At 35.1% G+C, this 26,460-nt stretch carries 27 protein-coding genes and 1 pseudogene; 4 read left to right on the top strand and 24 right to left on the bottom strand.

The features are described from left to right. Positions 1–44 precede the first annotated feature (44 nt). The 13 genes and pseudogenes from Q5794_RS08565 to Q5794_RS08505 form a co-directional block, all read right to left on the bottom strand. Positions 45–992 (bottom strand): transketolase family protein, encoded by a 948-nt coding sequence (locus Q5794_RS08565; RefSeq protein ID WP_214985928.1) that lies wholly within the window; start codon positions 990–992, stop codon positions 45–47. Further along, positions 992–1,843: a transketolase gene (locus tag Q5794_RS08560; protein ID WP_311591318.1), complete on the bottom strand. Its 852-nt coding sequence runs from the start codon at positions 1,841–1,843 to the stop codon at positions 992–994. Before Q5794_RS08560 ends, Q5794_RS08565 begins: the two co-directional genes overlap by 1 nt. A 313-nt stretch (positions 1,844–2,156) precedes the next feature. Further along, a complete protein-coding gene (locus tag Q5794_RS08555) occupies positions 2,157–3,503 on the bottom strand; it encodes an MFS transporter (protein WP_374988973.1) in 1,347 nt (448 codons plus the stop codon). Positions 3,504–3,519: 16 nt separating this feature from the next. Continuing rightward, positions 3,520–4,104: a TetR/AcrR family transcriptional regulator gene (locus Q5794_RS08550; protein WP_214985882.1), complete on the bottom strand. Its 585-nt coding sequence runs from the start codon at positions 4,102–4,104 to the stop codon at positions 3,520–3,522. 92 nt (positions 4,105–4,196) lie between these two features. Further along, positions 4,197–6,710, bottom strand: coding sequence for a PEP/pyruvate-binding domain-containing protein (locus Q5794_RS08545; protein ID WP_374988972.1), 2,514 nt, complete (start codon positions 6,708–6,710; stop codon positions 4,197–4,199). 696 nt (positions 6,711–7,406) lie between these two features. Beyond that, on the bottom strand, positions 7,407–8,246 hold the full coding sequence (locus Q5794_RS08540) for a PRD domain-containing protein (RefSeq protein ID WP_374988971.1): 840 nt from the start codon (positions 8,244–8,246) through the stop codon (positions 7,407–7,409). A 36-nt stretch (positions 8,247–8,282) separates the two neighbouring features. Further along, positions 8,283–9,695: a glycoside hydrolase family 1 protein gene (locus Q5794_RS08535; RefSeq protein WP_214985877.1), complete on the bottom strand. Its 1,413-nt coding sequence runs from the start codon at positions 9,693–9,695 to the stop codon at positions 8,283–8,285. A 31-nt stretch (positions 9,696–9,726) separates the two neighbouring features. Then, a complete protein-coding gene (locus Q5794_RS08530) occupies positions 9,727–11,613 on the bottom strand; it encodes a beta-glucoside-specific PTS transporter subunit IIABC (protein WP_280160237.1) in 1,887 nt (628 codons plus the stop codon). A gap of 286 nt (positions 11,614–11,899) precedes the next feature. Beyond that, positions 11,900–12,571 carry an NIF family HAD-type phosphatase gene (locus Q5794_RS08525; protein WP_214985874.1) on the bottom strand — a complete coding sequence of 224 codons (672 nt, stop codon included), beginning with the start codon at positions 12,569–12,571 and terminating at the stop codon, positions 11,900–11,902. 389 nt (positions 12,572–12,960) lie between these two features. After that, the gene (locus Q5794_RS08520) at positions 12,961–13,176 is read right to left on the bottom strand and encodes a DUF6366 family protein (RefSeq protein WP_214985872.1); all 216 of its coding nucleotides are present in this window, start codon (positions 13,174–13,176) and stop codon (positions 12,961–12,963) included. A gap of 445 nt (positions 13,177–13,621) precedes the next feature. Then, positions 13,622–13,816 (bottom strand): DUF6980 family protein, encoded by a 195-nt coding sequence (locus tag Q5794_RS08515; protein ID WP_251033976.1) that lies wholly within the window; start codon positions 13,814–13,816, stop codon positions 13,622–13,624. A 25-nt stretch (positions 13,817–13,841) separates the two neighbouring features. Next, positions 13,842–14,202: pseudogene (locus Q5794_RS08510) on the bottom strand (hypothetical protein). Positions 14,203–14,251: 49 nt separating this feature from the next. Further along, positions 14,252–14,716, bottom strand: coding sequence for a hypothetical protein (locus Q5794_RS08505; protein ID WP_214985867.1), 465 nt, complete (start codon positions 14,714–14,716; stop codon positions 14,252–14,254). A 232-nt stretch (positions 14,717–14,948) separates the two neighbouring features. On the opposite strand from Q5794_RS08505, the gene Q5794_RS08500 reads away from it, so the two are divergent. After that, positions 14,949–15,143 (top strand): hypothetical protein, encoded by a 195-nt coding sequence (locus Q5794_RS08500; protein ID WP_013082531.1) that lies wholly within the window; start codon positions 14,949–14,951, stop codon positions 15,141–15,143. Between the two features lie 122 nt (positions 15,144–15,265). Here Q5794_RS08500 and Q5794_RS08495 read toward each other — a convergent pair whose 3' ends face one another. Next, entirely contained in the window at positions 15,266–15,934 is a 669-nt protein-coding gene (locus Q5794_RS08495) for a type 1 glutamine amidotransferase domain-containing protein (protein ID WP_214985865.1), read from the bottom strand. Between the two features lie 291 nt (positions 15,935–16,225). Between Q5794_RS08495 and Q5794_RS08490 the strand changes: the two genes are divergently transcribed. Then, complete coding sequence (locus Q5794_RS08490) at positions 16,226–16,807, top strand: metalloregulator ArsR/SmtB family transcription factor (protein WP_214985863.1); 582 nt, start codon at positions 16,226–16,228, stop codon at positions 16,805–16,807. Positions 16,808–17,083: 276 nt separating this feature from the next. Here the strand turns inward: Q5794_RS08490 and Q5794_RS08485 are convergent, their stop codons facing one another. Continuing rightward, the gene (locus tag Q5794_RS08485) at positions 17,084–17,608 is read right to left on the bottom strand and encodes a GNAT family N-acetyltransferase (RefSeq protein WP_214985861.1); all 525 of its coding nucleotides are present in this window, start codon (positions 17,606–17,608) and stop codon (positions 17,084–17,086) included. Between the two features lie 19 nt (positions 17,609–17,627). Next, positions 17,628–18,080, bottom strand: a complete 453-nt coding sequence (locus Q5794_RS08480; RefSeq protein ID WP_192997514.1) for a MarR family winged helix-turn-helix transcriptional regulator — start codon at positions 18,078–18,080, stop codon at positions 17,628–17,630. A 116-nt stretch (positions 18,081–18,196) separates the two neighbouring features. Here Q5794_RS08480 and Q5794_RS08475 point away from each other — a divergent pair, with 116 nt between their 5' ends. Continuing rightward, entirely contained in the window at positions 18,197–18,832 is a 636-nt protein-coding gene (locus Q5794_RS08475) for a YitT family protein (protein ID WP_214985859.1), read from the top strand. Positions 18,833–18,934: 102 nt separating this feature from the next. Here Q5794_RS08475 and Q5794_RS08470 read toward each other — a convergent pair whose 3' ends face one another. From Q5794_RS08470 to Q5794_RS08460, 3 genes are all read right to left on the bottom strand, one after another. Then, positions 18,935–19,699, bottom strand: coding sequence for a methyltransferase domain-containing protein (locus Q5794_RS08470; RefSeq protein ID WP_214985857.1), 765 nt, complete (start codon positions 19,697–19,699; stop codon positions 18,935–18,937). Positions 19,700–19,843: 144 nt separating this feature from the next. Next, positions 19,844–20,293, bottom strand: a complete 450-nt coding sequence (locus Q5794_RS08465) for a GNAT family N-acetyltransferase (protein WP_214985855.1) — start codon at positions 20,291–20,293, stop codon at positions 19,844–19,846. Between the two features lie 51 nt (positions 20,294–20,344). Beyond that, a complete protein-coding gene (locus tag Q5794_RS08460) occupies positions 20,345–20,917 on the bottom strand; it encodes a GNAT family N-acetyltransferase (RefSeq protein ID WP_214985853.1) in 573 nt (190 codons plus the stop codon). Positions 20,918–21,202: 285 nt separating this feature from the next. Here Q5794_RS08460 and Q5794_RS08455 point away from each other — a divergent pair, with 285 nt between their 5' ends. Continuing rightward, positions 21,203–21,949, top strand: a complete 747-nt coding sequence (locus Q5794_RS08455) for a uridine phosphorylase (RefSeq protein ID WP_214985852.1) — start codon at positions 21,203–21,205, stop codon at positions 21,947–21,949. 109 nt (positions 21,950–22,058) lie between these two features. Here Q5794_RS08455 and Q5794_RS08450 read toward each other — a convergent pair whose 3' ends face one another. The 5 genes from Q5794_RS08450 to iadA form a co-directional block, all read right to left on the bottom strand. Next, a complete protein-coding gene (locus tag Q5794_RS08450) occupies positions 22,059–22,268 on the bottom strand; it encodes a hypothetical protein (RefSeq protein WP_374988970.1) in 210 nt (69 codons plus the stop codon). 18 nt (positions 22,269–22,286) lie between these two features. Then, on the bottom strand, positions 22,287–22,424 hold the full coding sequence (locus Q5794_RS08445) for a MerR family DNA-binding transcriptional regulator (protein WP_374988969.1): 138 nt from the start codon (positions 22,422–22,424) through the stop codon (positions 22,287–22,289). 20 nt (positions 22,425–22,444) lie between these two features. Continuing rightward, the gene (locus Q5794_RS08440; RefSeq protein WP_192997520.1) at positions 22,445–23,713 is read right to left on the bottom strand and encodes a nitrate/nitrite transporter; all 1,269 of its coding nucleotides are present in this window, start codon (positions 23,711–23,713) and stop codon (positions 22,445–22,447) included. Positions 23,714–24,135: 422 nt separating this feature from the next. Then, positions 24,136–25,134, bottom strand: a complete 999-nt coding sequence (locus tag Q5794_RS08435; protein ID WP_374988968.1) for a cyanophycinase — start codon at positions 25,132–25,134, stop codon at positions 24,136–24,138. Between the two features lie 92 nt (positions 25,135–25,226). Continuing rightward, the gene (iadA, locus tag Q5794_RS08430; protein ID WP_215054930.1) at positions 25,227–26,399 is read right to left on the bottom strand and encodes a beta-aspartyl-peptidase; all 1,173 of its coding nucleotides are present in this window, start codon (positions 26,397–26,399) and stop codon (positions 25,227–25,229) included. Positions 26,400–26,460 lie beyond the last annotated feature (61 nt).

The following is a 26,460-nucleotide window of genomic DNA, read 5'->3' as shown; positions in this document are numbered from 1 at the left end:
ATTTCCCCCATCTTGTTAGCTTCTTCTATTTAATTTAGTTAGTCTTAAATCAATTCTTTAGCTGTTTTGATAATATTTTCTACAGTAATTCCATTTAACTCTAACAGTTTTTCATAAGGTGCAGATTGTCCAAATTGATCCTGTACACCAATTCTTCGAACCGTACCTTTTCCCTCTTCCGCAACTACTTCACATACGGCACTGCCAAGGCCATTTAGAATATTGTGATCTTCAACCGTAATCATTTTTCCGATATTTAAGCAATCAACCACTGCTTCTCGATCTAAAGGCTTAATAGTATGCATGTCTAGTAATTTCACAGATATGCCTTGTTTCTCTAATTCTTTCGTTGCCTCTAAAGCGAGTCGTACTGTATCGCCGTTGGCAATAATAGCGATGTCGCTTCCATCTTTAATTTTCTTCGCTTTTCCAATTGTAAACTCTTCATTTTCATCGTAAATCATTGGAACCGTATCGCGAGTAAAACGAAGATATACAGGTCCGTACACTTTAGCAGCTTGTTCTACTAGCTTTCTAGTAGAATAATAGTCAGCTCCCATAATGACGGTCATATTTGGAACCGATCTTAATACACCCATATCTTCTATAGCTTGATGACTTCCGCCATCATTAGCGGGCGTTAAACCGCCGTGTGAACAAGCAATCTTTACATTTAAGTTAGGATAGCAAACTTCTTGTCTAATTTGTTCAAGCATTCTTAATGAACCAAAAACCGCGTAAGTGCTTACAAAAGGAATTTTACCAGTCGTAGCAAGTCCAGCTGCTAACCCAGCTGCATTTTGCTCTGCAATCCCTACATTAATATGCTGGTCAGGTAATTGTTTGATAAAGTTTACTGTTTTACACGACTTTGCAATATCTACATCAATGACATAAATATTCTTATTTTCTTTCCCTAATTTTACGATTTCATCTCCAAAGGCTTCTCTCGTAGCTTTTTTTACTGTAAGATCTTTTTCTAGTATGCTCATCATCTTAAACCTCCTGCTACTTCTTCCATTGCTTGATGATATTGTTCTTCATTAGGAGCAACCCCGTGCCAATCAGCCGCATCCTCCATGAACGAAACGCCTTTACCTTTTACCGTGTCACAGATAATACATTTTGGTCTTCCATTCTTCGCTACTCTTACTTCATCCAATGTTTCTACAATCTCTTCCATGGAGTGTCCATTAATTCGCTTTGTTTCAAAACCAAATGCATCAAATTTTTTCTCCAAATCTTGCAATGGCATAATTTCATCACAAAATCCATCGATTTGAAGTCTGTTATTATCTACAAATACAACTAAATTATCTAATTGGTACTTAACTGCTGTTTGAGCAGCTTCCCAAATTTGTCCTTCTTGACATTCTCCGTCTCCTACTAAAGAAAAAACTCTATAGTCTTTAAAATCTCGTTTCCCTGCGATTGCCATACCTACGCCACACGAAAGTCCTTGTCCTAGTGAGCCTGTTGAAATATCGATACCATTACATTTTTTCATATCTGGATGCCCTTGAAACGGAGAACCGTATTCTCTTAACGTGTATATCGTTTCATAGGGAACGAATCCTCGTAAAGCTAAAGCGGAATATTGAATGGGACAAACGTGACCTTTAGAAAGTACAAATCTATCGCGACCTTCCCAGTTAGGGTTGTGCGGATCAACATTCATTTCTTTAAAATAAAGCGCTGCCATAATATCTGCTGCAGAAAGTGAACCTCCTGGATGGCCAGACTGTGCTCCATAAATCATTGTAAGAGCTGTTTTTCTTAATTGAATGGCTTTTTCTTTTAATTCTTCAATACTAATTTCTTTCATTTTAGTCACCTCATTAATTTATGACTTGCTGTTTTCTAAATGATATATTCATTAACATGTAATTTAGTATATTTAGGTAACTTGTATACTAAGTAGCTTTGTTACTTAAGTGTACATCTGAAATGCGAGTTCGTCAATAACAAGATTGAATTATTAGAATTTTTTTATTTAAAACAAGTCATTTTTGAAGGAACAGATGAATTCGTCTGCTATTTTCTCTAAGATTTTTAAGCAAAAAAATAAGTACTGCTCCTATTTTAGAAGCAGTACTTATTTTTTATTGATTGATTAGTAAATTGTGTATATAACCAAAAGCTTTATCAAAAAACAACTATGCTTTTGCACTGGAATTATTGCTGCTTATCATGTCTTGGCTACCAGATTTAATGTTTTTAGCTACTAGTATACCTACTATCCCCGATACTCCTAAAATAATAAAGATGTAGTTATAACTTGTAACGAGAGCAATAAGCGTGGACGAAATAATACTTCCGAAATAACGAAACGTTGAGTAAATGCCAGAGGCTGTACCAGATTGCTCTTTACTTACGGAGTCCAGCGAGGCAACCTGCATGCTTGTTAAACCTATTCCTGTAGAAAAACCTCCAATAATTAAAGCCACTATAAGAAAAAGAATAGATCCAACGTTCTCTAAAGATAAAAAAAGAATATTAGAGACGATAATCATAGCAAAGGAAAATCCAATCACTTTTTTAGAACTAAACTTATTGTTTAATAATCCTCCTATCCAGCCGCTTAAAGACATTGAAATCGAAAAAACTGATAAAACAAGCCCTGTTTGCGCTGTAGATAAATGAAATTGAGACTTCATTAACAGAGGCATAATTAACAAAATCACATACATAACAAAATTGCTAAGCATAATAGATAAATTAGCGCTTGTAAAGGTGGAATTTTTAAATAAAGAAAAATCGATAATCGGGTTTTCTGCTGTATTTTCTCTTTTGATAAACAAAATTGTAGATAGAATAAATATCATTCCCATTATTAAAGCCTTAGTAAATTCCATACCGTGTGTCAACAAGATCAATAAAGAAATACTGATTGCTAAATAGATGGAACCTTGAATGTCTAAAGTGCTTGTTTGCTTTTTAACATTAAATTTAGGAATCATAACTATTCCACTGATTAAAGCTAAGAAAAGAAAAGGAACGTTGACCCAGAATATAGCTTCCAAGTTGAAGTTTTCAAGCAGTACAGACCCTAATAATGGTCCAATTGCAGCACCCAAACCCATCCCCATTCCAAATATACCTAAAACTTTAGGGAGCCGTTCTTTTGGCACCACATATCTAATGATTGCTATAGTGTTTGGAGTAAGTAAAGCTCCCCCTACTGCCTGCAGTGATCGAAAGATAATAAGGGAAATGAGATTAGTTGAAAATATACAGCCTAAAGATGCTATCAGAAAGAACACTACGCCCCATAAATAGATATTTCTGTTTCCATATAGATCTCCTAGCTTTCCAGCGATAGGCTGAGTAACAGCCATTACAATTAAATAAATAGTTACTACCCAAGAAATACTTGCAAGTGGTTCATTAAAATGAGCTGATATGGTTGATAGAGCAACGGCAATCATTGTCGAATTAATTGGTACAAGAAATGTTCCAATTAGTAATGAAATAATCAAGATAAGCTCTTTATGTTTACCCAAACATTATTGCCTCCTTTTAGTGGAGAGAAATTCCTTTTATAAACGTGTTTATGCTGTTTTTTATCATATCTTGATAATCTGCATGTAAGGCTTTGTCTCCAAAATTCAGTTTATACATAAAATATCCCCAATACGTACTTAGGAAAATCTCTGCTTGTGTACAGCAATCTAATTCTTTGATATATCCTTTTCTTTGCATTTCTTCAAAGTATTCTTTTAGTATTTTTTTCGTATCATTAATTTTTTTTATAATTTCTTCGTGCGCCTGGGAGAAAATTAAAGGGTCTTTTAAAGCAATTGAAATCATGTCTCGGTTATTATCAAAGTCTTTTAGTAACAGGTAACCGAAATTCGTCAAATCTTTTTCAAGCTCCCATTCAATTGATTTATCAAAAATCTCAAGCGAAAAGCTTGTTGTTTTGACAATAGCTTGAATAATGCCTTCTTTATTGCCAAAGTGGCGAAAAACAGTTAATTCATTAACGCCAGATTGTTCTGCAATTTCTCTAGTGGTAGTACCTTTATAGCCTTTTTCTTTAAGCAGTTCTATTGTAGCTTTTGTTATCTTCTTTTTTGTTTCATCTTTTTTCATGTTAATCATCCTTTATGCTTCCTGAATGTAAGTATTTACTTTCCATTAGGCAGTATATAAAGGAAAAAGAGCTGTTGTCAAATGGAAGCGAAGAGGATTATTTATTCATTTAAAAGCGTGACAATTCCATTCGTACCATCGACCATAACCATATCGCCATCCTTTAGCTTATCCGTACTTATTTTCGTACCAACCACTGCAGGAATTTCATATTCACGTGCAATTATTGCCGAATGAGAAAGAATACCTCCAGCGTCAGTAATAACAGCCCCTGCAGTCTGAAATAAAGTAGTCCAAAGTGGAGTAGTGGTCTTACATACTAAAACATCACCTTTTTCCAGCTTGGAAAATTCCTTCGTATTTGAAATGACTTTTACTTTTCCAGTATATGTTCCAGAGGAAGAGGCTAACCCTTTAATAGAATGCTCGCTGTTAGCGTCATTTTCCTCAATAGCTCCCATATATTTCTCAGCTTCCTTCAGCTGAGCTGGTTCAGGGACGCCGAAGTATCTAGGCAAATTAGACATTTTCTCGTGTTCTGCGTGTTCTTTTTTACGTTTCTCAATTAATTCTGTCATGTCTACTGGATTTTCTAAAAGAGACTCTAGCTCATCAAGATATAAGAAGAAAATATCTTCTTTCACTAGAAAAACATGATAATGTACTAGTAAATTACCTAGCTTGAGTAGGAATAAACGGGCTTTTGCATCCAACATTGCATCGATATAAAAATGATGGTCATCTCTTATAACGGATGCATCTAATGCCCACTGATAATATTTTTTAAACTCTTCTTTGTGTTTGCTATCCGCTATCTGTTCCAGAAATTCATTATAGTTCTGTTCACGTTTCTTGACCGTCTGTTTGAAATTCTCATCAAAGTTGTAACCGTCATTAACATATCCTTGAATAATCGATAATGCGTGAAGAGGATTCTCTAGCCAAGTTTCTCCTACAAAATCGTGACTTACAACGCTTCGATATCCATACTGTTTTAGAAAAGCATCTACTTCAGCCATAAAGCTTTTTGCTGCTTTATTTTCCTCTAATTTCTTTAATAAAGTTTCTGTACATTCTTCTTCAAAGATCTTAGTAAGTTCCGCATTGCCTTTAACTGTTAAAGCAAGTCTAGAAAGCTGTTGATCCGTTTCCAACGATTTGTTCATTTTCCCGGTCAATAGCTCATAAACATCATGTCCGGATTTTTTATTTGTAAGGTTTTTATAGTATTCTTCAACTTTAGTATTTAAAGACATTTGAGGCATAACAATGTCAAAATGCAAGTCATATGCCGTTTTATAAAAATTAGTCAAACTTTGAAGAATCTCCTTTCCTCTCGGAAGATTGAGATTTTCTCCGGTAAAGCTATCTAACTTGTTATAGTAAGGCAGGAATTGTTCTTTAATCATTTGATTCATTCGTTTTGTTAGGATTGGATAAATACTTTCCATCAATTCTTTATTTGCTTGGAATCTTTTATTAGAATCTCCTTTAAAAGGCTCCGTTTTTGTATAGATATGTCCTTTATAAAGTTTTAAATTAAGTCTATTAAACATAAACTTTAACTTTTTAAAACTAGCAGCTGTTCCTTCAGAAAATGCCGGAATAATAAATGAAGCATACAAAGGACTAACAGCATGGGAAAAACTTGTGTCATTTAAAATCCAAAACTCTTTCATATCCTCCAAACTTAAAGATATATCTTGTTGGAAAGGAGTTAATTCTTTTGACTCTGTTAATGTGGTAATCGCTCTTGCCTGTAATAGATATACTTGATTGTCTTGAATACCAAACTCTATGTCTACGGGATGTTGGTAAAGAGCTTCTACTTCTTTTGTTATTTCGGCCAATTCAATGATTTTCTCGTCTGTTAAACAAAACCTTTGCTGCTCATCTTCCGTTGTTTCGATTTCTTCAACGCCTTCATCAAGTGGAATTATTTTTACTTCCTTTAGCCCTTTTTCTTTCTCTATCTCAAAGGTTTGTTTATTAATCAGGTAAACATCAGGTGTTACTAAGCCTGATACGATTGCTTCTCCTAGTCCATAGCTGGCATTAATCATCATTTCTTTTGTATTATGAGTAACGGGGTTTTGGCTGAATATGACTCCCGATGTTTCGGCCTCAATTAACCCTTGAACAACAACTGCCATTGAAATTCCATCAAAATTAGCATACATATTTTGAGTATATTGTTCGACTCTTTCAGTGAAAAATGAGGCCCAGCACGCTTTCACTTTACTCAAAAAATCCTCAGTGCTTTTCACATTAAGATAGGTTTCATACTGGCCAGCAAAAGATGCACCTTCTAAATCTTCAGCACTGGATGATGACCGAACGGCTACTGACATATAAGAGTTTTTTAGATTTCCAAATGCCTCTATGAGATCTGATTCAATTTCAATAGGAATTTCCCCGTGCAAAATTCTCTCCTGTATATTATCCGTGTGACGATCAATCCCATTCCATTCGATATATCGCTTTAAAGCTTCTGTTTGAATAACAAAGCCATCTGGAATCGGTAAATTTTCTTTTTTCATTTTTATAAGGTTTAAAGCTTTTGCTCCAACTTTTTCGTTCGCCTCGTCCACCTTTTGAAAACTTAAACTATACATTAAAAATATTCATCCTCCTACAAACTAGTTTTAAAATGTAAGTAACTACTTACTTTATGTTTATTTTAATTCTTTTAAATTTTTATGGTCAATAAAAAGTGGTAAAACATTTAAAAAATGCATATTTAGTTGTGCTTTATTTTAATTTCACTTAAATAATATTCCTCTTTTTTATTACATTTTTTAACTTTTATTAGTCTTTTTTATTATAAAGTCTAAATAGTTAACCAATTAAAAAGTTAATAAAAGAAATGCAAAAACCCCCATCTAAATTAAGATGGGAGTTTTACTTTTTTTATATTTGCATTAACCATTATCTCGGAGTGCTTACAAGCTTCCACTGGCTGAGTGTCAATTTTATCTTATATCCTCTAATATATAACTGAGCGCTATCAGATTTACGAATCATATGCGAAGTCATAATCAAAAATCTCCTTTCTCATAGAATTATTTTTAATATAAAACTATTTTGGAAATCTTAACCTAAGCATAGCTCAGTATTGTAAACCATTTATTAATGACAAGAAAAGATTATGTAAACATTTTAAATTACAGGGGAATTGTTAATTCTTCACTCTCTAAAACAAAAAAGAACCCTCTATACTTTGAAAGCATAGAGGGTTCTAGCGTTATATCTCATCTAATTTTTAGTTACCATATCAAAAATTATTAGTACTTAATTTTTATCATAACGCTTTATTCTTCTGAATTGGCCATTCGAATAAGATGAATCATTAAATAGAGAACCTCTTCATCTGTGATATCAAGATCTATCACATTCCTTACATAGCTACGGATAGATTCTGCACAGGTATATTCCTCATTATATGCATTTTTCGTTTGCGTATAGATGAATGAATCCTTTGTTTTAAGTTGTTTATCATCAAGCAATCGTTGAATAAAATATTGAAGATGTGTCACAAATCTTGTATAGCGTATGGAATTGCTGTCAATTCTAATCTTCAACTGATACTGAACAAGGTTTAAAATATCTTTCAATAATTTAATAGAGATCATTGTACTTTCCATATTCTGTTTATCAGACTGGGCATTTACTAAATGAAAGGCAATATTTCCGGCTTCTTCGTCAGGCATTTCGAGACCAAGAAACCCGTTCAATTCCTTGAGAATATGAAGTCCTATTTCGTATTCTTTTGGATAAAATTTTTGTACTTCCCATAAAAATTTGTTTTGTAATGTAATGCCTTTTTGAAAACGTTCAATAGCAAAGGCAATATGATCCATCAACATGATAAACGTCCGATCGTTTAAGTAGCCATCTAACTCATGCTTAACACTCGATAGTGCTTGGTTGATTGCATTTAAATGCTGCTTTGGCATGTTTTCAAGAATACGAATATACTCTTTTGTATCAACACTATTAATGGGAACAAATACTTTTTCCACGCTGGCAGGGTCGATTAATTCACTAGTTTTGCTTTTAAATCCAATTCCTTTGCCCATTACTATGATCTCATGCTGGTTTTCATCTTCTGATAAAATCAAGCTATTGTTAAGTATTTTAATGACTCTCATGTCTTCACCACTTTGCCTTTATAAAATTCTCTTTAATCAACTCATTCTTCCATTCGTTTCAATGACTTGCTTATACCAATGGAAACTCTTCTTTTTTATTCTCCGGAGATCTAATAAATCATCTTCACCACGGTTTACATAAATAAATCCATATCTTTTTCCATAGCCTTGATGCGTACTAACCACGTCAATAACGGCCCATGGACAATAGCCAATTACTTGAACACCGTCAGTAAGTGCCAATTGTACTTGCTTTAAATGATCCCTTATATAGTCAATACGATAGTCGTCTTCTACTGTTGCCTCGTCAGTCAATTCATCTGGAGCACCTATACCGTTCTCAGTTATCAGTATGGGTAAATTATAGCGTTCGAAAGCTTTTCTTAATGTTAAACGCAGACCTACGGGATCAATAACCCATCCGTATCTTGTTTTTCCAACGTGTGAGTTTTCCGCAGCACGGTATACACCTTCTTCGCCAAGCATAATTTGCTGGTCACCAGCTCTTGGACTGACATCACTTGCATCACCTTTGCTCTCGGCAATAGTTGCCGTCGAGTAGTAATTAATCGCAATAAAATCTGGAGCTCCAGATTTGATAGCAGCTAAATCTCCTTCTTCTATTATAGGCTCTATTTGTCGCTCGACAAGATAGTTCCAAAAAAGAGCATTGTAGCGTCCATGCACAGCAAGATCGAGGAAGCTCCAGCCGCGAATAGTCTCCCAATTATGGGCTGCGATAGCATCTTCTGGTTTACACGTCGCTTGATACATCGTCGTCAAATTAATTGCTGGCCCAATTTTCCCATTTGGACACATCTCGTGACAAAGCTGCATGACTCTTCCTTGAGCTATAAGCATATGGTGGTTTTGCTGGTAGAGTTCTTTTTTAGTTGGCAACTTTCCGCCTTTTGGTACCCCAATTGCTCCTGGATGCAGAATCATTGTATTTTGTTCATTGATTGTTAGCCAGTATCTTACCTTTTTACCAAAGTATTCGAATAACGTACGTCCATATTCAACAAAAGCATCTACAGTTGCTCTATTGTTCCATCCTCCATTCTCTTCAAGAGTATAGGGTAAGTCGAAATGGTACATTGTAACAATAGGTTCAATTCCATAGTTATTTAATTCCTCGATGATATTATTATAAAATTCCAAACCTGTCTTATTTATTTCTCCTGTTCCCTCTGGGAAAATCCGCGTCCAAGCAATAGAAAATCGATAAGCTTTTAATCCAAGTTCCGCAAACAATTGTATGTCTTCTTTATATCTATTGTAGTGATCACTCGCTACAGTAAAGCCAGCTGTTCCCTCCGGATGGTTCATCATATCGATGACAGAGGGACCTTTTCCATCTACATTCCATGCCCCCTCCACTTGATAAGCAGATGTTGATCCTCCCCATAAAAATTCTTCCGGAAATGGTTTGATATGATTATACTTCATTATTTGTTACCTCCTATATACTTAATAAACCTTATTTTAAAGATAGAATTAGGTCACCTCTGTGTGTACTGGCCGGCTCAACGAATGTAACTTCAGAAAATTGTTTATCATTGGTGACAATAACAGGAGTAACTAATTCGAAACCTTTTGCTTTAATGGCTTCCATATCAAATTCAAGCATTTTATCACCAGCCTCTACTCTATCTCCTTGGCTGACATATGATTCAAAATGTTGTCCTTTTAAAGTAACGGTATCAATACCTACATGAATTAACAGTTCAACCCCGTTGTCGCTTTTTAAACCAATTGCATGCTTTGATTCTAGCAATGTTATAATTTCACCAGAAAAGGGAGCAAATACTTCTCCTCTAGCAGGAACAATTGCAATGCCTTTTCCAAGCAATCCGCTAGAAAACACATCATCATTAACATCACTCAGTGGCACTAACTCTCCTTCGATAGGACTCATAACCTGAAGAGATCCAACTTCTATCTGGTTCTTAACTGTGACAGGCTTTATTTCTTCTCGAGGTTCTGGCGCTACTTTTTCAGATTCATCAATTGGATCATCAAAACCGATAATCCACGTTAAGATAAATGTAACGACAAAGGCAATGGCAATTGTAATGAGCGCATGAACAATATTCATCGGATTTTCGCCGATAAATGCTGGTAGGGCAGCTAGACCAGGGGATACGAATGCATAACGGACAAGACCTGAAAGTCCGGCATAAATTCCTGCACATCCCCCTCCGATCATCGCTGCAATAAGCGGCCTTTTCAATTTAAGAGTGACCCCATAGAGAGATGGCTCTGTAATTCCAACCAATGCAGTAAAACCAGCCGAACCAGCGAGTTGTTTAAGCTGTTTATTTTTTGTTTTTAATGCTACAGCCAATGTCGCAGCGCCTTGGGCGATATTGGAAGCAAGCATTCCAGGACCATTGATCATTTCTGCACCATGTCTTGTTAATTGTGAAGTAGCAATCGGCGTCATTGCCCATGCGGTTCCTGTTACAATTAAAAACGGCTGAAGCCCTCCCATTAATAACGGAATAAGCCAGCTTGCACGTTCATTGATTGATTCTGCTCCAACAGCTACTAAATCATTTAGATATGTGCCAAATGGACCGATGACTACTAAAGCAAGCGGTGCGGTAATTAATAGAACAAGCATCGGTTTTGTAAAAAATTTAATCATTGAAGGTGATACGCGTTCGGCAATACGTTCAATATAAGACATAATCCATACAGTAATAATGATTGGAAGCACTGAACCGGCATAATCAGTCAAACGTACAGGAACACCCATAAAATGGAGTGGGTCTCCAGCTTTTAGGACTGTACTCCAGTTCGGGTGCAAAAGTACTCCCGCAATTGTCATGGCCAGTATTGGACTGGTTTCAAATTTAATTGAAGCCCCGTATGCAAGTAATACCGGCATAAAGAAAAACGCAGCATCTGCTATCGTATTTAAAACGAAATATGTTTGGCTTTTTTCAGTAAGAAATCCTACTAACACTAATACTGATAAAATAGCTTTAATCATACCCGCACCGATAATAGCTGGAATCATGGGTGTGAACGTCGTTGAAATGACGCTAATAAAGCGCGAAACCCAGCTTTTCTTTTCGATGTTTTGTCCTTTTTTTGGTCCGCTACTCTCTGTTTTTTTACCTATAACACTGATAATAGCACGGTATGATTGTTGCACTTCATTCCCTACAACAACTTGAAACTGTCCTCCCTTGTTTACAACTGAAATAACGCCAGGCAATTTTTCAATTTCTTTTGCATTGACTTGAGATATATCATTAAACTCAAATCTAAGTCGGGTAGCACAATGTGTTAACATCACTACATTTTCTTTCCCTCCAGCTAAATCCAGAATATCCCTACCTAACTGTTTGTAATCCATACCCCTATCCCCTTTACGCGCATTACAAGCAAATAGTGCTAAATTAATAAGAACACAAAAAGACCAAAATAAAATGTACTTCTCTCATCCAAAAATGAGAAAAAACAAATTATCTTGGTCTTGCCTGCTTTACCAGTAACACGCCAATTTTATTTAATTGATACAATAAGAAACCGTTTACAATTAGTATAGTATCACAAATGATTTTAATTTACAAACTCTTATTTATTTTCTTAATAATCGGAACCTTAGCCAGCTACAATGGTTATACAGGAGGATCACTCTATTAGATTGACAAGCTACTATTTATGTTAGATACAATAGTTTTTAACTCCTTCAAATCATCTATTACCACATCAGCCTGCGCAAGTTCAGCTTCTTGAGCAAAATCAAAATTGCACCCCACTGCCATTAAACCATTATCCTTTGCAGCATTTATATCAGATAGGCGGTCTCCCACTACTGCAGCGTGCTTGATATCGTATTTCTTTATAATCGTTTTAACTAAATCGCCTTTATCGAGGGTTTGGATTTGTTGGATACTAAATGTCTCTGTCACCCAATTATTCAAATCGTAATGGTCTACAATTGCTTCTAAATATTCTTTTAAACCGTTACTTGCTATGTAAATGGAACAATTATTTTCTTTTAAATAGCTAAAGACCTCTTTTACATTAGGATATAAAGCACCTTTCCCTTTTCTTATATTCTCCACTAAGCTTGTCAAAAAATAGTCATCTGTATACTTTCTCATTTCATCTGAATGAATAGGTAATAAAGCTTCCCATACTTTTGGTAAAGGTACACCCATAATCTCACGATACTTATCAATAGGAGTGCCAGTATCCCATTGATTGAGTGCACGTAAATGGTTAAAGGTATCGTCAAGCGATAATTCTAAAATTTTATCTGTTTGAAACAGTGTTCCATCCATATCAAAAATCAGTGATTGTAACATTAAGTATCTCCCTCTTTCAACAGTACTGAATACGTATCTATATATAATACCATAAAAAGGAAAAAATTTTATTAAAAACAGTAATTACTGTTCTCAGCACAAAAGAGCACCTACTTATTTATAGGTGCTCTTTTTAACTTTACATACTTTGTTTGAAATAATAAATGAAAAGGTCGCTGCTATAATCGAACTTAAAAATGGATAATTAAAAGAAAAAATACTGACCGTTGAGCTACTCAAATGCTGTGAAGTCTCAGGTACATATGTAAGTGTAAGAAACAGCCCAGAAACAATTTGAAAAGCAAACAGTAACACTATAAAACTACCAATAAACACTGCATAATTTTTCAAAATGACTCCTCCAGTACTCTTAATTTATAAACCTCATATTATTTTAAAAATAGGGACACAACGATAAAACCTATAATCAGTACAGTAATAAGTATACCTAGCCCCTTCCATCCTAAGCTGCCTGCTAAACCAGATAGGTTTCCAGCTTCATTTCTGTTAAATGCATCGTTCATATTCCCTGTGGGGTTTCTCTTTACCTCTTCGTGTTTTAATCTCTCTCTTCTTCTTTTAGGTGTTTCTTTATCTTCGCTCATCGTCACACCACCATTTTTGAAATATTATAACATATTATGGTTAAAATATAAATTAATGGTTTTTGTTAGATACCTTTTCTTACACTAACTGTACACATTTCTTTTTTTAATAAGTACGAAACACTGCTTTGTAATGAAGAAGTATACAAAGCTAGTTATTATAATACCGTTTATCAGCAGTACGAACTCAAAAGAACCTCTTATTAGTAGGTCTTCTTTTGATTATCCGTTGTTTTTGATTTCTTATCTAAGATGAATTTTAAATGGCTACTAAAGATTAATAAACCGCAGATGACCATCAACCAGCGCGTAACCCCTTGATGTATAGGATCAAAAAGGTTTAATAAAATAATTCCTAATCCTGATAACATAGCTAGATAACGAAAAATCAAGCCCCATCCCCCATTTCAGAAATGAAGAGGAGATCCCCCCCTTCATACTTAAGTTAAAGCTTCTTACCACACCATGGACAAAATGAAATCCCAATGATGGATGAACCACCATCATGAATAATTAAACCATATTCCTTATTTGTTTTATCAAATAAGATAAGATTATCTGGACAATCAAACGGATTATTATGAATATCACACGTAAAGTTCGCATGATAATTCATATAATCGCAGCAATGCTTTTTCATTCGTTTTCTCCTTACTATATCGTCATTATTGCTTTTCTCGGTAAGCTGAACAGTGGTCATCTGAAATACGATAATTTTCCTTACCGGTTGGGCCGCTACCTCAACTAATTTATGTCCTAACCGGTCCCATACTGCTACTGTATGCAAAGATACCCATTTCAGATCTCCTCTAGCAAGACGAAAAGAATAGTACCAGTTTTCAGTCCTTACTAATAAACTTCTATAAGAAAGTTCCTTTGTCTTTAAATTTTTGATTTCTAGAATAAAATCTAACATATTTTCTTCCTTAGGCACTTGAATAATTCGCGCTATAAATGTTCCGTTAGGATTTTTTTCGTTTTATAAACTTTTTCCCTTTCTATTTCTAACTCTGGCCGCCCCCTCATATTCCTTCCCCCTGTGTATTAACAAATAATCTCAGTGCTAAGTAGAAATCTATAATTGGCTCAGTAATTCTTCTAACTTTTCTTCAATATCAGCTTCTAAATGATTTTTTGACAAATCATACAAAGTGCCTGTCCCTTTAAAATACCCACCAAAGTAATACCACAACTGGATGTAATGAACGTATGCATCTTCTTCATCTGTAAACCCATCAAAGTTTATTGCCACTTGGGAACGATATTCTTTTTCCAGACACTGCTCCGAACTTAGATTTGGTAGTTGGTCGCCATCAATATCTCGACACACCCATATTTTTAAGTTCTGCTTACCATCACGTTCAAATTTATTTCTATATTTGTGCTGGAGACTTTTGCAGTATGCCTCTCCTACTTCTTCCAACTTCACTATATCTCTTTTTAAATTCTCATTTATTTCACTCTCAGGTACTAAAATATATTTGTCATCTGTTTCCTGATCCTGTTTATCCATAAATAGCTTTTTTAATTTATTAAGCAAGCTTTTCCCACCTATCTAAAAAAATGATATAAGCATGTTAAATTCGACTAAAGAAATCTTATTTCCTTCTCTGAGCTCTAGTCGTCATAACTAATATGATATCAGCTACTTCCTTACAAGTAGATTCTTTTACTGGAGTGCTGATTTTCTGACATACTTGTAATTCAATATTTTTTACAGCGAACACATATGTTAAAGTGTAAAGTAGTGAAGCGAAAGGAGTAACGACAACATGGCTCAACGAATCGTCAATATGTTTTTATCTGTCTTAGCTGCTTATGGAACGTTAATTTTAACCAAAAACATGAGCATTGCAGATAATATCTTTGTGACACAGATTGTTCGTCTGATTATTTGTGTTGTAGCTGTTATCATTGTGACAGGAATTACTACATATATTTTCAGAAATAAATCTTCTAATAAATAAAAGGGCCGCTATTTAGATAGCTGCCCTTTTTATTTTCCTTAATTCCTATTTTATTTCACCCTAAAGAAAATAGGGATGTCTCAAACAATCATAAGACATCTCTATTAAGGTCATACATACGTTTACGCGTTTAAAGCACGCACAAATTCTTTCGCGAGGCTGATAGTAGACTGTGGATTTTGTCCTGTTAAAAGCTTTTCGTCTACTTCAATATGATCGCTCCAATTATCTTTTGCAATAAACTCAGCGCCTAGCTCACGAAGCTTTGTTTCAAGAAGAAACGGCATGTATTTATCTAACGTTGTATCTTTCTCTTCTGAATCAGTAAACGCTGTAATACGTTTACCCTTTACAATCGGTTCACCGTTTTTAAGCTTTCCGCCTACAAGAGCTGCCGGTCCGTGGCATACTGCTGCAATCAGCTTGTCGTCTTCAGCAAATTCTGTTAGCAAACGGTGTAAGTGCGTATCGTCTGGAAAATCAAACATTGTTCCGTGCCCTCCAGGTACAAACATGCCTGCAAAGTCTTGTGAACTTACGTCAGCTAATGATTTTGTATTCTCTAAAAGTTTTCCTGCTTCTTTGTCTTCGTCCGTCACATCATCTGTTAAGCTGTTAGGATCCACAGGTGATTTTCCGCCTTTTGGACTTGCTACAACTACTTCGTATCCTTCTTTCTTAAATTCTAAATATGCTTCAGAGAATTCTGTAAGCCAAATTCCAGCAAGTTCTCCGTTTTCCATTGTATGTCCATTTGTAACAACCATTAAAATTTTTGAATTTCCTGTCATGATTTACTCATTCTTTTTTCATTTATTATTTGCATACATGTATCTTTAATAATTCATTTATCTCCTTGAATATGTTCCCCGGTATTATTTAGTGAAAACATGGTAACTTTTTCTTAATAGTAAAAAGAACTGGTAAAAATAATGGTTAAATTATGCGGAGAAGCAGGCTCTTTTTTACACTTTAAAGATTAGACGGAACCGATTTTTTATATGCAGTGTGACAAGTGATCACTTTAAATATTTTCACTTTTTTGACATATACATCTAATTAAAGAAAGAAGGTAGTAGGCTATGCAATTAGATAAGTTGGTGAATTATCATAAAGCCGTTGGTGATCCTACCAGGATTAGAATTATTTCACTATTAAAAAAAGGACCTCTTCACGGGCAAGCAATCGCTTATAAGCTGGGGTTGCAGCCTTCAACTATTACTCATCACATTTCAAAACTAAGAAATGTAGGAATTATTTATCAAAGAAGACAAGGGAACATTATTTATTTTTATCTAGACCTTGAAAGACTTGAATATAACTCGAAGGCTATTTTGAGTATTGGAGAAGATTCGATGGAAAAGCAAGAAAACCATTTACAGGATAAAGACAAATTATCGATTGTTAAAAACTTTATAAATAGTGATGGAACTTTAAAGATCATTCCAAGTCAAAGAAAGAAAAAGAACGTAATATTAGCCTATTTAATACGCGATTTACAGCACGGAAAAACGTATCAAGAAAAAGAACTGAATGAACATATAAAAAAATATCATGAAGATTATGCGACGATTCGCAGAGAGTTAATTATGCAGCATTTTATGTATAGGCAAAATGGAGAATACGAGTTAAATCCGAAAGAGATGTGGCCTGTTATCTTTTAAAATGGACGTAAAAATGTTCATTTTTTAATCTTTCTAATTCGATATATATCTAATTAGTCTGTGTTATTTCAAATAGAATTAAAGTGAAAATGTAATTTCCAAAATGAAAAAAGCCAACGTTTTGGTAAGCATATGACATTAATTTCATTCTCCTATGTGCTGGCACAGCAGCCATATTAGTTTGCTTACTGCTTACCCTAAAAGCATAAAACCTCTGTATGCAATAAGGATTATCCTCTACCAGTTAAATTAGTGAATAATCCTTATTTTTTAAAACTATAAAAGTGTTTTAACCATAATGAAGTCTATTTGTTCTTCGTCTCCCATATAAAAAGAGTGAGATCCAGTTTGAACAAATCCCTGTTTCTTGTAAAAAGCAATCGCATTTTTATTTTTTTCCCATACACCTAACCAAATTTTCTTTTTATTAAGTGTCGTTGCTATCTCTACTGCTTTATTAAATAAATGTTTACCAAGCCCTTGTTTTTGAAAGCTGTTACCTATATAAATTCTTTCAATTTCAAGCGCTTCTTTCCCCATCTCTTCAGACTGAGCATCATCCGTATTAACCTTTAAATAACCTGCAATTTCATGATTAACATACATAAAAAAGAATTGCGAGGACGTATTTGATAGTTCTTTTTGTAACTGTTCTACTGTAAATGCTTTTTCTAAATAAGCTTTCATGTTTTCAGGTGAATTTTGATCTTTAAATGTTTCATTAAATGTTCTGCAGCTAATATCTTGAAGGTGATTTACATCTTTAAGAATACACTTTTTTATATCCATCTTCACTGACATACGCCTCTCCTTTATATCCTCAATAATTTCTCTTGTTTCCTTTTTTGACAAACTCCCAGTCTGTTTCTATATTTTTTCTTACTCTTTGAACCAGCTTAAGAATGGTATCTGCTTCTTCCTGAGTAAAACCTTCTAATGCCACTTTATCAGAATAATCATTTTCTCTTTTGATAAACGGATATACGTTCTTCCCTTTTTCAGTGGGAAAAAGGTTTTTATTTTTTTTATTGTGGAAATCGTCTTTCTTCTCAATAAAACCATTCATTTCAAGCTTTTTTATAGCCCGAGCCGCTGTTGTTCGATCTACTTTTATCATCTCAGCTAACTTTTCTTGAATGATTCCGGGATTTTCACATATTCGCACTAAATACAAATACTGCCCCTTAGTCAGGTCATACTCTTTAAATTCTATATTACTAATTGAATCCAATGCTCTTGCTATCATTCCAATTTCACGCAGAATTTCACTCATAAATATCTCCTTCGCACATATTTTTGTTGCAAATACAATAAAAATAATATAAGTTTAATGTACCTTAAAATAGTTGCATTTGCAACAAAAAATAGTGAATAAAGGAGCTGATTACAGTGAAATATGTTGTTTATGTAGGAGGAATTTTACTACTAACTCTGGGAATTGCTTTAACGATCCAATCCAACCTAGGAGCTTCACCTTTTGATGCACTTTTAGTTGGACTATCCCTAAACGTAGGTCTTAGCGTTGGAAGCTGGGAAATTATACTTGCATGTGTATTAATTTGTGGTAATGCCCTTTTAAGCAAACAAAAGCCCGAAGTACTGGGACTGTTAACAGCATTCATAACGGGTCTTGGTATTGATTTATGGCTTTTTTTATTACAGAATTGGGCTCCCTTTGAAATGTGGTACAGCAAATTATGTTGTTTTGGAATTGGTTTAATCATTATAGGTGTAGGAACCTCAGCCTATTTACATACAAATTTTGCACCCATTCCAATTGACCGCTTAACATTACTCATACAAAAACTAGCTAAAACAAACTTATTGCTTTCAAGAACACTTCTTTACCTCACATTCTTACTAGCTGCGATGCTTTTAAACGGACCAATTGGTGTTGGAACATTATTAACCGTGTTTTTAGGCGGCTTGCTGCTTAATTTCTTTATGCCCATTACTAAAAGAGCATTAGACTGCATATTACCAAAATCTCATACCTCACAAAATCATAAGCGTTCCATTACATAACTGAAACGACTTCTGTCTACATCATGAATTTTATGTATAGCCATCATTAATAAACAGAAAGCGCACCTCCAGTCAGAGATCCGCTTTCTGTGTTTAAGTACCCTATCTTTTTAACTCCGCTTTAATAATAAAACGATGTTGTCCTACGTCAAAAAAAACTTTAGACTGTATAATTCCATGTATGTTATGCAATCCTTCGATATGTGTTTCGATATCAAAATTAGGAACTTGCCAAGGAATTGCCTTTAAATAAAAGACGAACGCTCCGATATCATAAAATCTCTGTACAGGAAACTCTTCTTTGAAAGAGATGATGTTAAAAGAACTTTGTTTAAGCTCTTCTATTGCTTTCTTTAAATTCCAATTACAAAACTCTTTATTTATTGAAACCCCTATACATTCATTGATTCGTGAACAGTCTAACCCTCCCACTTGTTGCGTGAAAAACGTGCCTTCCTTTGACAAAATCCTTTTTACTTCTGAAGCACAAAAAGATTCGTGCTGGTTCAAAATCAAATCCAATGTATCATCTTTAAACGGTAAGTTTTCGTCTTCAGTTCGTTCAACAACTGTGATACCAAGCGGTTCTAAACGTTTTTTAGCGATTGGAACGTTAGGTTTGTATCCTTCTGTAGCGTACATAACGTGAGGAAAAGGCTGTAACAAAGATAAAAATTCTCCTCCTCCTGTTCCCATATCTAAAGCGGCATTAGAGTCTTGAATAAGACGAAAAGCTTCACTTCCGTATGACCACGAAAGCATGTCGCTATCTATACGACCAGTACGAGTAATAATAGAAAAATCCCATCCAGTAAAATCAACATTTGTATTGTTTACAGCGTTTAAAAAATGTTTGTCCGTTATCATATTAAACTCCTCCTTTTTATAGCTAGCATTAATCATCTATCCTAAACTAGTAAAAGGCGGACCACGGACATATAGACAGCATTGTTATGTTTCATGTGCTAACGTATTCACACTAACCGCTCCTTTATTAAAATTACGTATGCTTCATTTGTTTGTCCATTCATATGTAATATCGGGTAGTTTCTCTTCATTTTCACATCCTCTTTTTATAATACTGAAGCCGTTTTTTTCGTAAAACCTCTGGGCATTTTTATTTCGTTCAAATGTACGTAATATTAATTTTCCATTTGATTCTGTCTTGGCTCTTTCGAGTAAACGCTGTCCGATTCCTCCTCCTTGATAATCTACATGAACGTACAGTTGGCTAATTTCGTCAGCATGATAAGCAATCATTCCTACTATTTGTTCATCCATTAACGCTAATTCAATTTTATAGTGTGCTGACAATATATGATTTAAAAAATAGACATGACGGTCAAAACTGTGCATTTCCTTTTGTTTAATCGCTTTTTCTTTACTATCTCTCCACATTTTTACCGTTTGCTCAGCAAATTGAGGATGATAGTGAACAATATCAACATTAAAATGGGCCATACATTTTCCCCTTATCTGTCATTGTGCTATTCGTATTCTTAATAACGATGTCTAGATATTCCCTTCATGTGGTTGAAGCCTGTCAAAATCTTGTTTTAATAAAGAATACATATACAAATCATCAAATTTTCCACACGTAAATTCATAGCTTCTTAATAGGCCTTCTTTTATAAAGCCATGCTTTTTTATTAATTTTTGTGAAGCAGTATTAGCAGGCTCTATTAATGCTTCAATTCTCCGCAAATTAAAATGTGTAAAACCATATTTTATGACAGCGCCCAATGCCTCATTAGCAATCCCATTCCCCCAGTAATCTTTGCTTAGCTCATATCCAATTTCTGCACGGCAATGGTTATGAACTCTATTAAGAAACCCGCAGCTGCCAATAATGTCGTCCTGTTCCTTAAGAGTAATACCCCATCTTATTCCAGATTTTTCGTTTAAGATCCATTTATACCACGCAATCTCATTTAAAGCATCCTCAACCGTTGTAAAAGGCTCTAGGCCGTAGTGTTTCATTACTTCTTTATCGGATAGGTATTTTAAAATATTGCCTGCGTCTTCTGCTACAATTCCCCTTAGGATAAGCCTTTTTGTTTTAATTATGGGAAAATAATTTGACACCTGTACCTTCCCTCCTCTTATTCATTCCTTAACTAAACGGAACTTTTCTCATAGCTTTATCTAATTTAAATAAGCGTTAGTAAGGAATTTCTTTTATTATTACTGAACTCCTTTTTAATTCTAAATATTTGTCGAGAAATGAGTAAAAAAAGCACGCATAACTTCATTTTTAAATCAGCACTGTCATTTCTTTTATATTTGTTAGTTCTAAAAATTAAAGGAATGAAAGCTAGTAATGAAGAATTCTTTTCTAACTAGTCTAACTGAGAAAATAAGGAGAAAAAGATGAGGCTGTATGGCGATTTTGAAAAAAAAGATTGGCTAAACGTATTAAAGCTATCAGAAAAAGAGCTGCCTAATGCATTTATTATTCATGGTGAGTGGGAATTCCAAGATAATATCAATTTATGGAAGGAGATCTTATCCACTGATGTTCATACGCCTAAATGGAACACGGTAATAGGTAAGTTCAACAACAGAAATATAGGATTTGCGAATGTATACGGCAGTCCGATGGCGTCAAACATTGTACATCAATTTGCTGGCAGCGGAACCGACTTATTTGTTCAAACGGGATATTTTGGAGGTTTATCTTCTACTATACAATATGGAGATATTTTAATTGTATCTGCAGCAAAGATGCAAGATGGCGTATCACATTGGTATTTACCAGAACAAACGCTTGTAGAAGCTGACAAAGAGTTAGTGGAAGCCGCCTGTAGGTATTGTGAACAAAAAGGCTACAAATATATAAAAGGACATGTGGTTAGTATGGGCGCCATGCTTATCGAGACGCATGACATGGTAAAAGAATGGTCGCTTGCAGATTTTCTCGGCGTGGATATGGAGACAGCTTCCACTTTAACCGTCGCTCATAAATTCAACAAGCGCGCTGTCGGCTTATTAAATTTATCAGACCACCTTCTTCACGGCGACACTCTTTATTCGTATACAAAGGACAGAGAGTTAATAGAAAGTGCAACTGATAAAGCAATTCGCGATGTAGCTCTTTATTTAAGCAGTACATACTAGAATAGAACAAACAAAACAAGATAACTATGCAGTTATCTTGTTTTGTTTGTTTCGCAGTTTTTAACACCTGTATAGTTTGTGTATAAACAGGATTCTCTGTTATCAGCATTTAAATTTTTATTTGTTTATTGTTTAAACCAGCTTCCAACGTATCATACAGCGCAAGTTTATAATTAATTCGTTCTAGATGCAGATAGGTTTGCGACATGTCTGCTTCCACTTTCTTTTTATGCTGAAGCATCATGTTTCTGCGTTCGCTGATGTTACTTTCGCCTTTTTTATATGACTCTACATACTGCTTGATTTCAGCAAGAGGCATTCCAGTTGCACGTAAGGATTAAATAAACTTGACCCACTTGATATTCTGATCAGTGTATAAGCGCTGATCATGTTCATTTCGCTCGACAAACGGTAAAATGCCTTCCTTTTCGTAGTATCGCAGAGTAGGCGCAGACAGCCTCGTTTTTTCTTGCATGTCTCTCATTGTATAAGATATTAAGAAGCATTCAGCACCCTTTGCTCCTTTTTTCCCTTTTCTTTAATTAGTAAGACACCTAACAACCCCATCATTGAAAACAAAATGGGAATGATAAAAGCATAATGATAGCCCACGTGCAGCGAACGTTCAGGGAATAAATCAAGGACATTTCCGAAAATACTAGGTAATAATACGGCGCTTAAAAAGCCTCCCATATTGGCAAAACCTGATACAACCCCTACTTCTTTTACTGAGAAAGATTGACGTACTACGGCAAAAGTCAAAGCACTTGCGCCGTTTCCAAAGCCGATGATAAAAAGCAAAATAACGACTAGCATGAATGAAGGTTTTATACCGGATAATAATAATCCAGTCCAGCTAAGCACTACAATAAAATGAACAAGTGAATAGATTTTTTTGATGGAGTTTAACCTGCTTGTTATCCAGCTGATTAAAGGTCCGCCGATCATAGCGCCAAACAGACCATACATAATAAGCTGACTTGCATCAGCGCGAGATAAATGAAACACATTCATTCCATAAGGAACTCCCCAAGAACCAATAAAACCAATGTATGTACCCACTACACCAAAATGACAAAGAAATGTTGCCCATGCTTGACGAGTCGTCATTACCCTTCTTAGGATCGCCCATACGCTTTCCGGAGTCTTAACAGAGGCTTTATTTGCTTTAGCATCATCTACAAATAATCGTTTAGGTTTTACGACTAAAACGACATAAAGCAGATAAGATACCGCCATTAAAACCAGACCTATGCTAAGAAAAGGAACTCTCCAGCCTGAAAAGGAAATCCACATAGATAAAGGCACGGTAGCTGATAACGACCCTACACTTCCTACCAGCCCAATTAAACCTAATAGCTTTACAAACTCATTTCCCTTAAACCACTGACTTAAAATTAACACTAAATTGACAAAAATCATTGAGTCTCCCGTACCGACTAGTAAACGAGAGAAAATTAACACATATTCGTTAGGAGCCGTGCTGTAGATAAGACTTCCTATTCCAGTTAAAAGCGACCCTATAATCAAAAATCGATTGGGACCGTATCGGTCAGAAAGTAAACCAATAGGAATCTGAAGACCTGCATATGCTAAAAATTGTATACTAGTCATTAATCCTATAATAGACGCTGAAACGTGAAAATCTTTCATTAACTGTTCTGTAATAAGTCCAGGGGCTGTTCGTTGACTTACAATCAAATAATATGCTAATAAAGCGGTTCCAAAAACAACCCATCTGTAGCTGCTTTCCTGTTTGTTCATTTTGACAGATCCTCTCATGTATAATTTTTCTGCGTAGAAATGCTGGTGGAAAATGTTTAAGAGATGAAGATATTGATAGAATGAAGGTCTGTTTGATAAATAAGTCGCTATTGCGGACAGCTCTTCTTTTTATCCTTGTTTTTCCTTTCTATTATAATTTTAAGTTTTTAAAGGTTATTTTTCAATGAGGGATGTAATCTTGTAATATACCTTTTACAATTTTCTTTTCACTATTAGGCATCCAAGTTAGAGTCGTTCTCGCCATTTTTCGGGTGTAAGAAACCTTAATAATGACCCATAAATAACCTATATTACACATAGAGCTTTTAAAAAAACCCTTCTTTCACTGTTTTACCGGTGTTCAATAAGTTGGTATAAAACTTGCATGTTCATCTATGAACACTTATTAAAGGAGGAGAACTTTATGATTTTAAATGATAGTTAATTTTATCTCCAGGAGATAAGTAACTAACCTTTATGTTCTCTAATCCCGAACGAGCTTTCTGCTTAGATACAAGCTTAGCTTTGCTCATATCCAAGACAGCTACTCCGCTTCGTCCAACAACTTCAATCTTTTGATCTTTATTGTTAACGACCATAGCCGTATCTTCGTCCACACCGTATGCAAAGTTTTTTTCTTTGTCACGTTCAGAAGTATATGCAGCTACTGCAAGTCGCCCAAGTCGTGCTCGTTCATCCATGTGCTGATCAATTATGCCGTGTTGGAAAAACCCCAGCCCTTTTTGAACTGACAGAGGCTCGTACTCTTTTTTACTCTGTTGGTTTTCGCTCACATGTTTATTTTCCTTGTTTTCTATACTTTCTTTTAAAGCTCCTAGACTGTCTCCTCCTGTAATCATGACGTCACTCATAATTGCAGCTCCTGCACTTGTGCCTCCGATCACTGCTCCTTTACGATATATATCCCAAATAGCTTTTAACGCTTCAGAATCGCTTCCATTATTTTGACGAAGAGAATCCACAATTTTTGTTTGATCTCCTCCAACAAACCAAACTGCCGTTAGTCCTTTAATCGTACGGGATAACTTCTTATCATTTACTTGATTCTTCCAGGTTGATTCATCCTTTTGTGTGTCAGAAAAATCGTGATTTGAAACGGGAAGAATTTTAATAGAATCTGAATTTAGTCCGTATTTTACGATGTCTTCCTTAAACTTTTTGGAAGACTGCAGCGTTGTGCTAGCAGCTGGAATAATCCCTACTTTTGCTTTTTCTTTTCCTCCAGCAAGCGAGAGAAATTTTTCATAGATTTCGTGATTAGATGTTCCTACACCTCCGCCTGCAATAACAAGGCTGCCTTTAATGTCTCCAGTATTTTCTTGTGCTTTTGCAAGCAGGGGTGTACTCAAAGAAGAAAGTAATGTAAAGCTGATAAGACATGAAACAAGTTTCTTTTTCATTTGAAAGATCCTTTCCACGCGTATTTTAATACCTTTCTCTAATTAGCACGTATCTTTCCGCGATACTTTCGTTAAATGATGTCTAAAACCTGTTATTCAAACGTTCCTTTCACAACAGGGACACCGTCTTTTACCATTACTTTACCTTGAGCAAAAACCGTTTTAATTGTTAGCGTCTCTTTGTCTAAAAGGACTAAATCTGCATCTTTTCCAGGTTGAATATGCCCTTTATTGGACAGTTTTAATACTTTGGCAGGATTAGACGTAATGACTTGAAGAGCTGTTTCTAACGGCACTGATTCTTCTAGTACTGCATCTCGTACTTCTTGAAATAAAGAAGACACCTTTCCAACTTGAAGCCCTTTATAGTCTCCGTTATCATCAAAAAACGGCAGGCTCGCTTGTCCATCGGATGAGAACGTAATGCTCGAGATCGGAACTTCTTCTTCAAGCATGATGCGTAACCCTTTGCTGCACTTCACTTCGCCTTCTTCTAAAAAATGGGGAATGGTGCTGGTCGTAAAATCTACATATCCGCCTCGTTTTGCAAATTGAATTCCTTCTTTAAACAGTTCTTCATTTCGATTAATATGTGTAGGATGAAACTGACGAATTGGCAGGTCTGTTTCATCTGCGATTTGATTTAATAAAGATAATTTCCGTTCCCCGTCTCCTACATGAACTTCTAATATTCCGACTTTCCCTGATAAAATCCCTCCATTGCGGGCAGCAGAAGCCACCTTTACCAGTTCTTCAAATGTAGGTTCAGAAGAACGGTGGTCAGAAATGGCAATTTCACCTACTCCGATAATTTTATCAATTAAAATAAGGTCTTCTTCGATGCTGGTAGTTAACGTTTTTACTGGTATTTGATAAGAACCTGTGTGAATGAAGCAGCTAATTCCTTCTTCTTCTAATCCTCTTGCTTTAGCAAGAAGACTTTCCATTCTTCTTGTTGTACCGTCTGTTCCAAGGACACCTACAATAGTTGTAATCCCGGCAGTCGTTGCATCCGTTAACATTAGTTCAGGCGTGCGTGTTTTATATCCTCCTTCTCCTCCTCCGCCAATAATATGAACATGTGAATCAATAAAGCCAGGAGCTATAATATTATTAGCAGCGTCTACAACATGAATAGGAATGGACGTATTTACATGATCAATACACTCTTTTATCAGGATGATTTTGCTGTCTGCAAGCAATACGTCTTTTTTCCCTAAATACTCTGGTGCATATACTTCTGCGTTTTTGATTAAGGTTAACAACTTCTATTCCTCCTACTAGTAAGCTCAACTTACGAATAATATTTTTCTATATAATTTTAAT

The organism is Priestia megaterium (genome assembly GCF_041941685.1).
GTDB lineage: Bacteria > Bacillota > Bacilli > Bacillales > Bacillaceae_H > Priestia > Priestia megaterium_C.
Note: the sequence above shows the minus strand (reverse complement) of the source record. Positions and strands in the feature narration are given on the sequence as shown.

What these genes read in the sequence shown, in the direction of transcription:
- Q5794_RS08565 (WP_214985928.1), bottom strand. Translation starts at nt 992, where the DNA reads ATGAGCATACTAGAAAAAGATCTTACAGTAAAAAAAGCTACGAGAGAA.
- Q5794_RS08550 (WP_214985882.1), bottom strand. Translation starts at nt 4,104, where the DNA reads ATGATTAACATGAAAAAAGATGAAACAAAAAAGAAGATAACAAAAGCT.
- Q5794_RS08545 (WP_374988972.1), bottom strand. Translation starts at nt 6,710, where the DNA reads ATGTATAGTTTAAGTTTTCAAAAGGTGGACGAGGCGAACGAAAAAGTT.
- Q5794_RS08540 (WP_374988971.1), bottom strand. Translation starts at nt 8,246, where the DNA reads ATGAGAGTCATTAAAATACTTAACAATAGCTTGATTTTATCAGAAGAT.
- Q5794_RS08535 (WP_214985877.1), bottom strand. Translation starts at nt 9,695, where the DNA reads ATGAAGTATAATCATATCAAACCATTTCCGGAAGAATTTTTATGGGGA.
- Q5794_RS08530 (WP_280160237.1), bottom strand. Translation starts at nt 11,613, where the DNA reads ATGGATTACAAACAGTTAGGTAGGGATATTCTGGATTTAGCTGGAGGG.
- Q5794_RS08525 (WP_214985874.1), bottom strand. Translation starts at nt 12,571, where the DNA reads ATGTTACAATCACTGATTTTTGATATGGATGGAACACTGTTTCAAACA.
- Q5794_RS08520 (WP_214985872.1), bottom strand. Translation starts at nt 13,176, where the DNA reads ATGAGCGAAGATAAAGAAACACCTAAAAGAAGAAGAGAGAGATTAAAA.
- Q5794_RS08515 (WP_251033976.1), bottom strand. Translation starts at nt 13,816, where the DNA reads ATGAAAAAGCATTGCTGCGATTATATGAATTATCATGCGAACTTTACG.
- Q5794_RS08500 (WP_013082531.1), top strand. Translation starts at nt 14,949, where the DNA reads ATGGCTCAACGAATCGTCAATATGTTTTTATCTGTCTTAGCTGCTTAT.
- Q5794_RS08495 (WP_214985865.1), bottom strand. Translation starts at nt 15,934, where the DNA reads ATGACAGGAAATTCAAAAATTTTAATGGTTGTTACAAATGGACATACA.
- Q5794_RS08490 (WP_214985863.1), top strand. Translation starts at nt 16,226, where the DNA reads ATGCAATTAGATAAGTTGGTGAATTATCATAAAGCCGTTGGTGATCCT.
- Q5794_RS08485 (WP_214985861.1), bottom strand. Translation starts at nt 17,608, where the DNA reads ATGTCAGTGAAGATGGATATAAAAAAGTGTATTCTTAAAGATGTAAAT.
- Q5794_RS08480 (WP_192997514.1), bottom strand. Translation starts at nt 18,080, where the DNA reads ATGAGTGAAATTCTGCGTGAAATTGGAATGATAGCAAGAGCATTGGAT.
- Q5794_RS08470 (WP_214985857.1), bottom strand. Translation starts at nt 19,699, where the DNA reads ATGATAACGGACAAACATTTTTTAAACGCTGTAAACAATACAAATGTT.
- Q5794_RS08465 (WP_214985855.1), bottom strand. Translation starts at nt 20,293, where the DNA reads ATGGCCCATTTTAATGTTGATATTGTTCACTATCATCCTCAATTTGCT.
- Q5794_RS08455 (WP_214985852.1), top strand. Translation starts at nt 21,203, where the DNA reads ATGAGGCTGTATGGCGATTTTGAAAAAAAAGATTGGCTAAACGTATTA.
- Q5794_RS08450 (WP_374988970.1), bottom strand. Translation starts at nt 22,268, where the DNA reads ATGCCTCTTGCTGAAATCAAGCAGTATGTAGAGTCATATAAAAAAGGC.
- Q5794_RS08445 (WP_374988969.1), bottom strand. Translation starts at nt 22,424, where the DNA reads ATGCAAGAAAAAACGAGGCTGTCTGCGCCTACTCTGCGATACTACGAA.
- Q5794_RS08440 (WP_192997520.1), bottom strand. Translation starts at nt 23,713, where the DNA reads ATGAACAAACAGGAAAGCAGCTACAGATGGGTTGTTTTTGGAACCGCT.
- Q5794_RS08435 (WP_374988968.1), bottom strand. Translation starts at nt 25,134, where the DNA reads ATGAAAAAGAAACTTGTTTCATGTCTTATCAGCTTTACATTACTTTCT.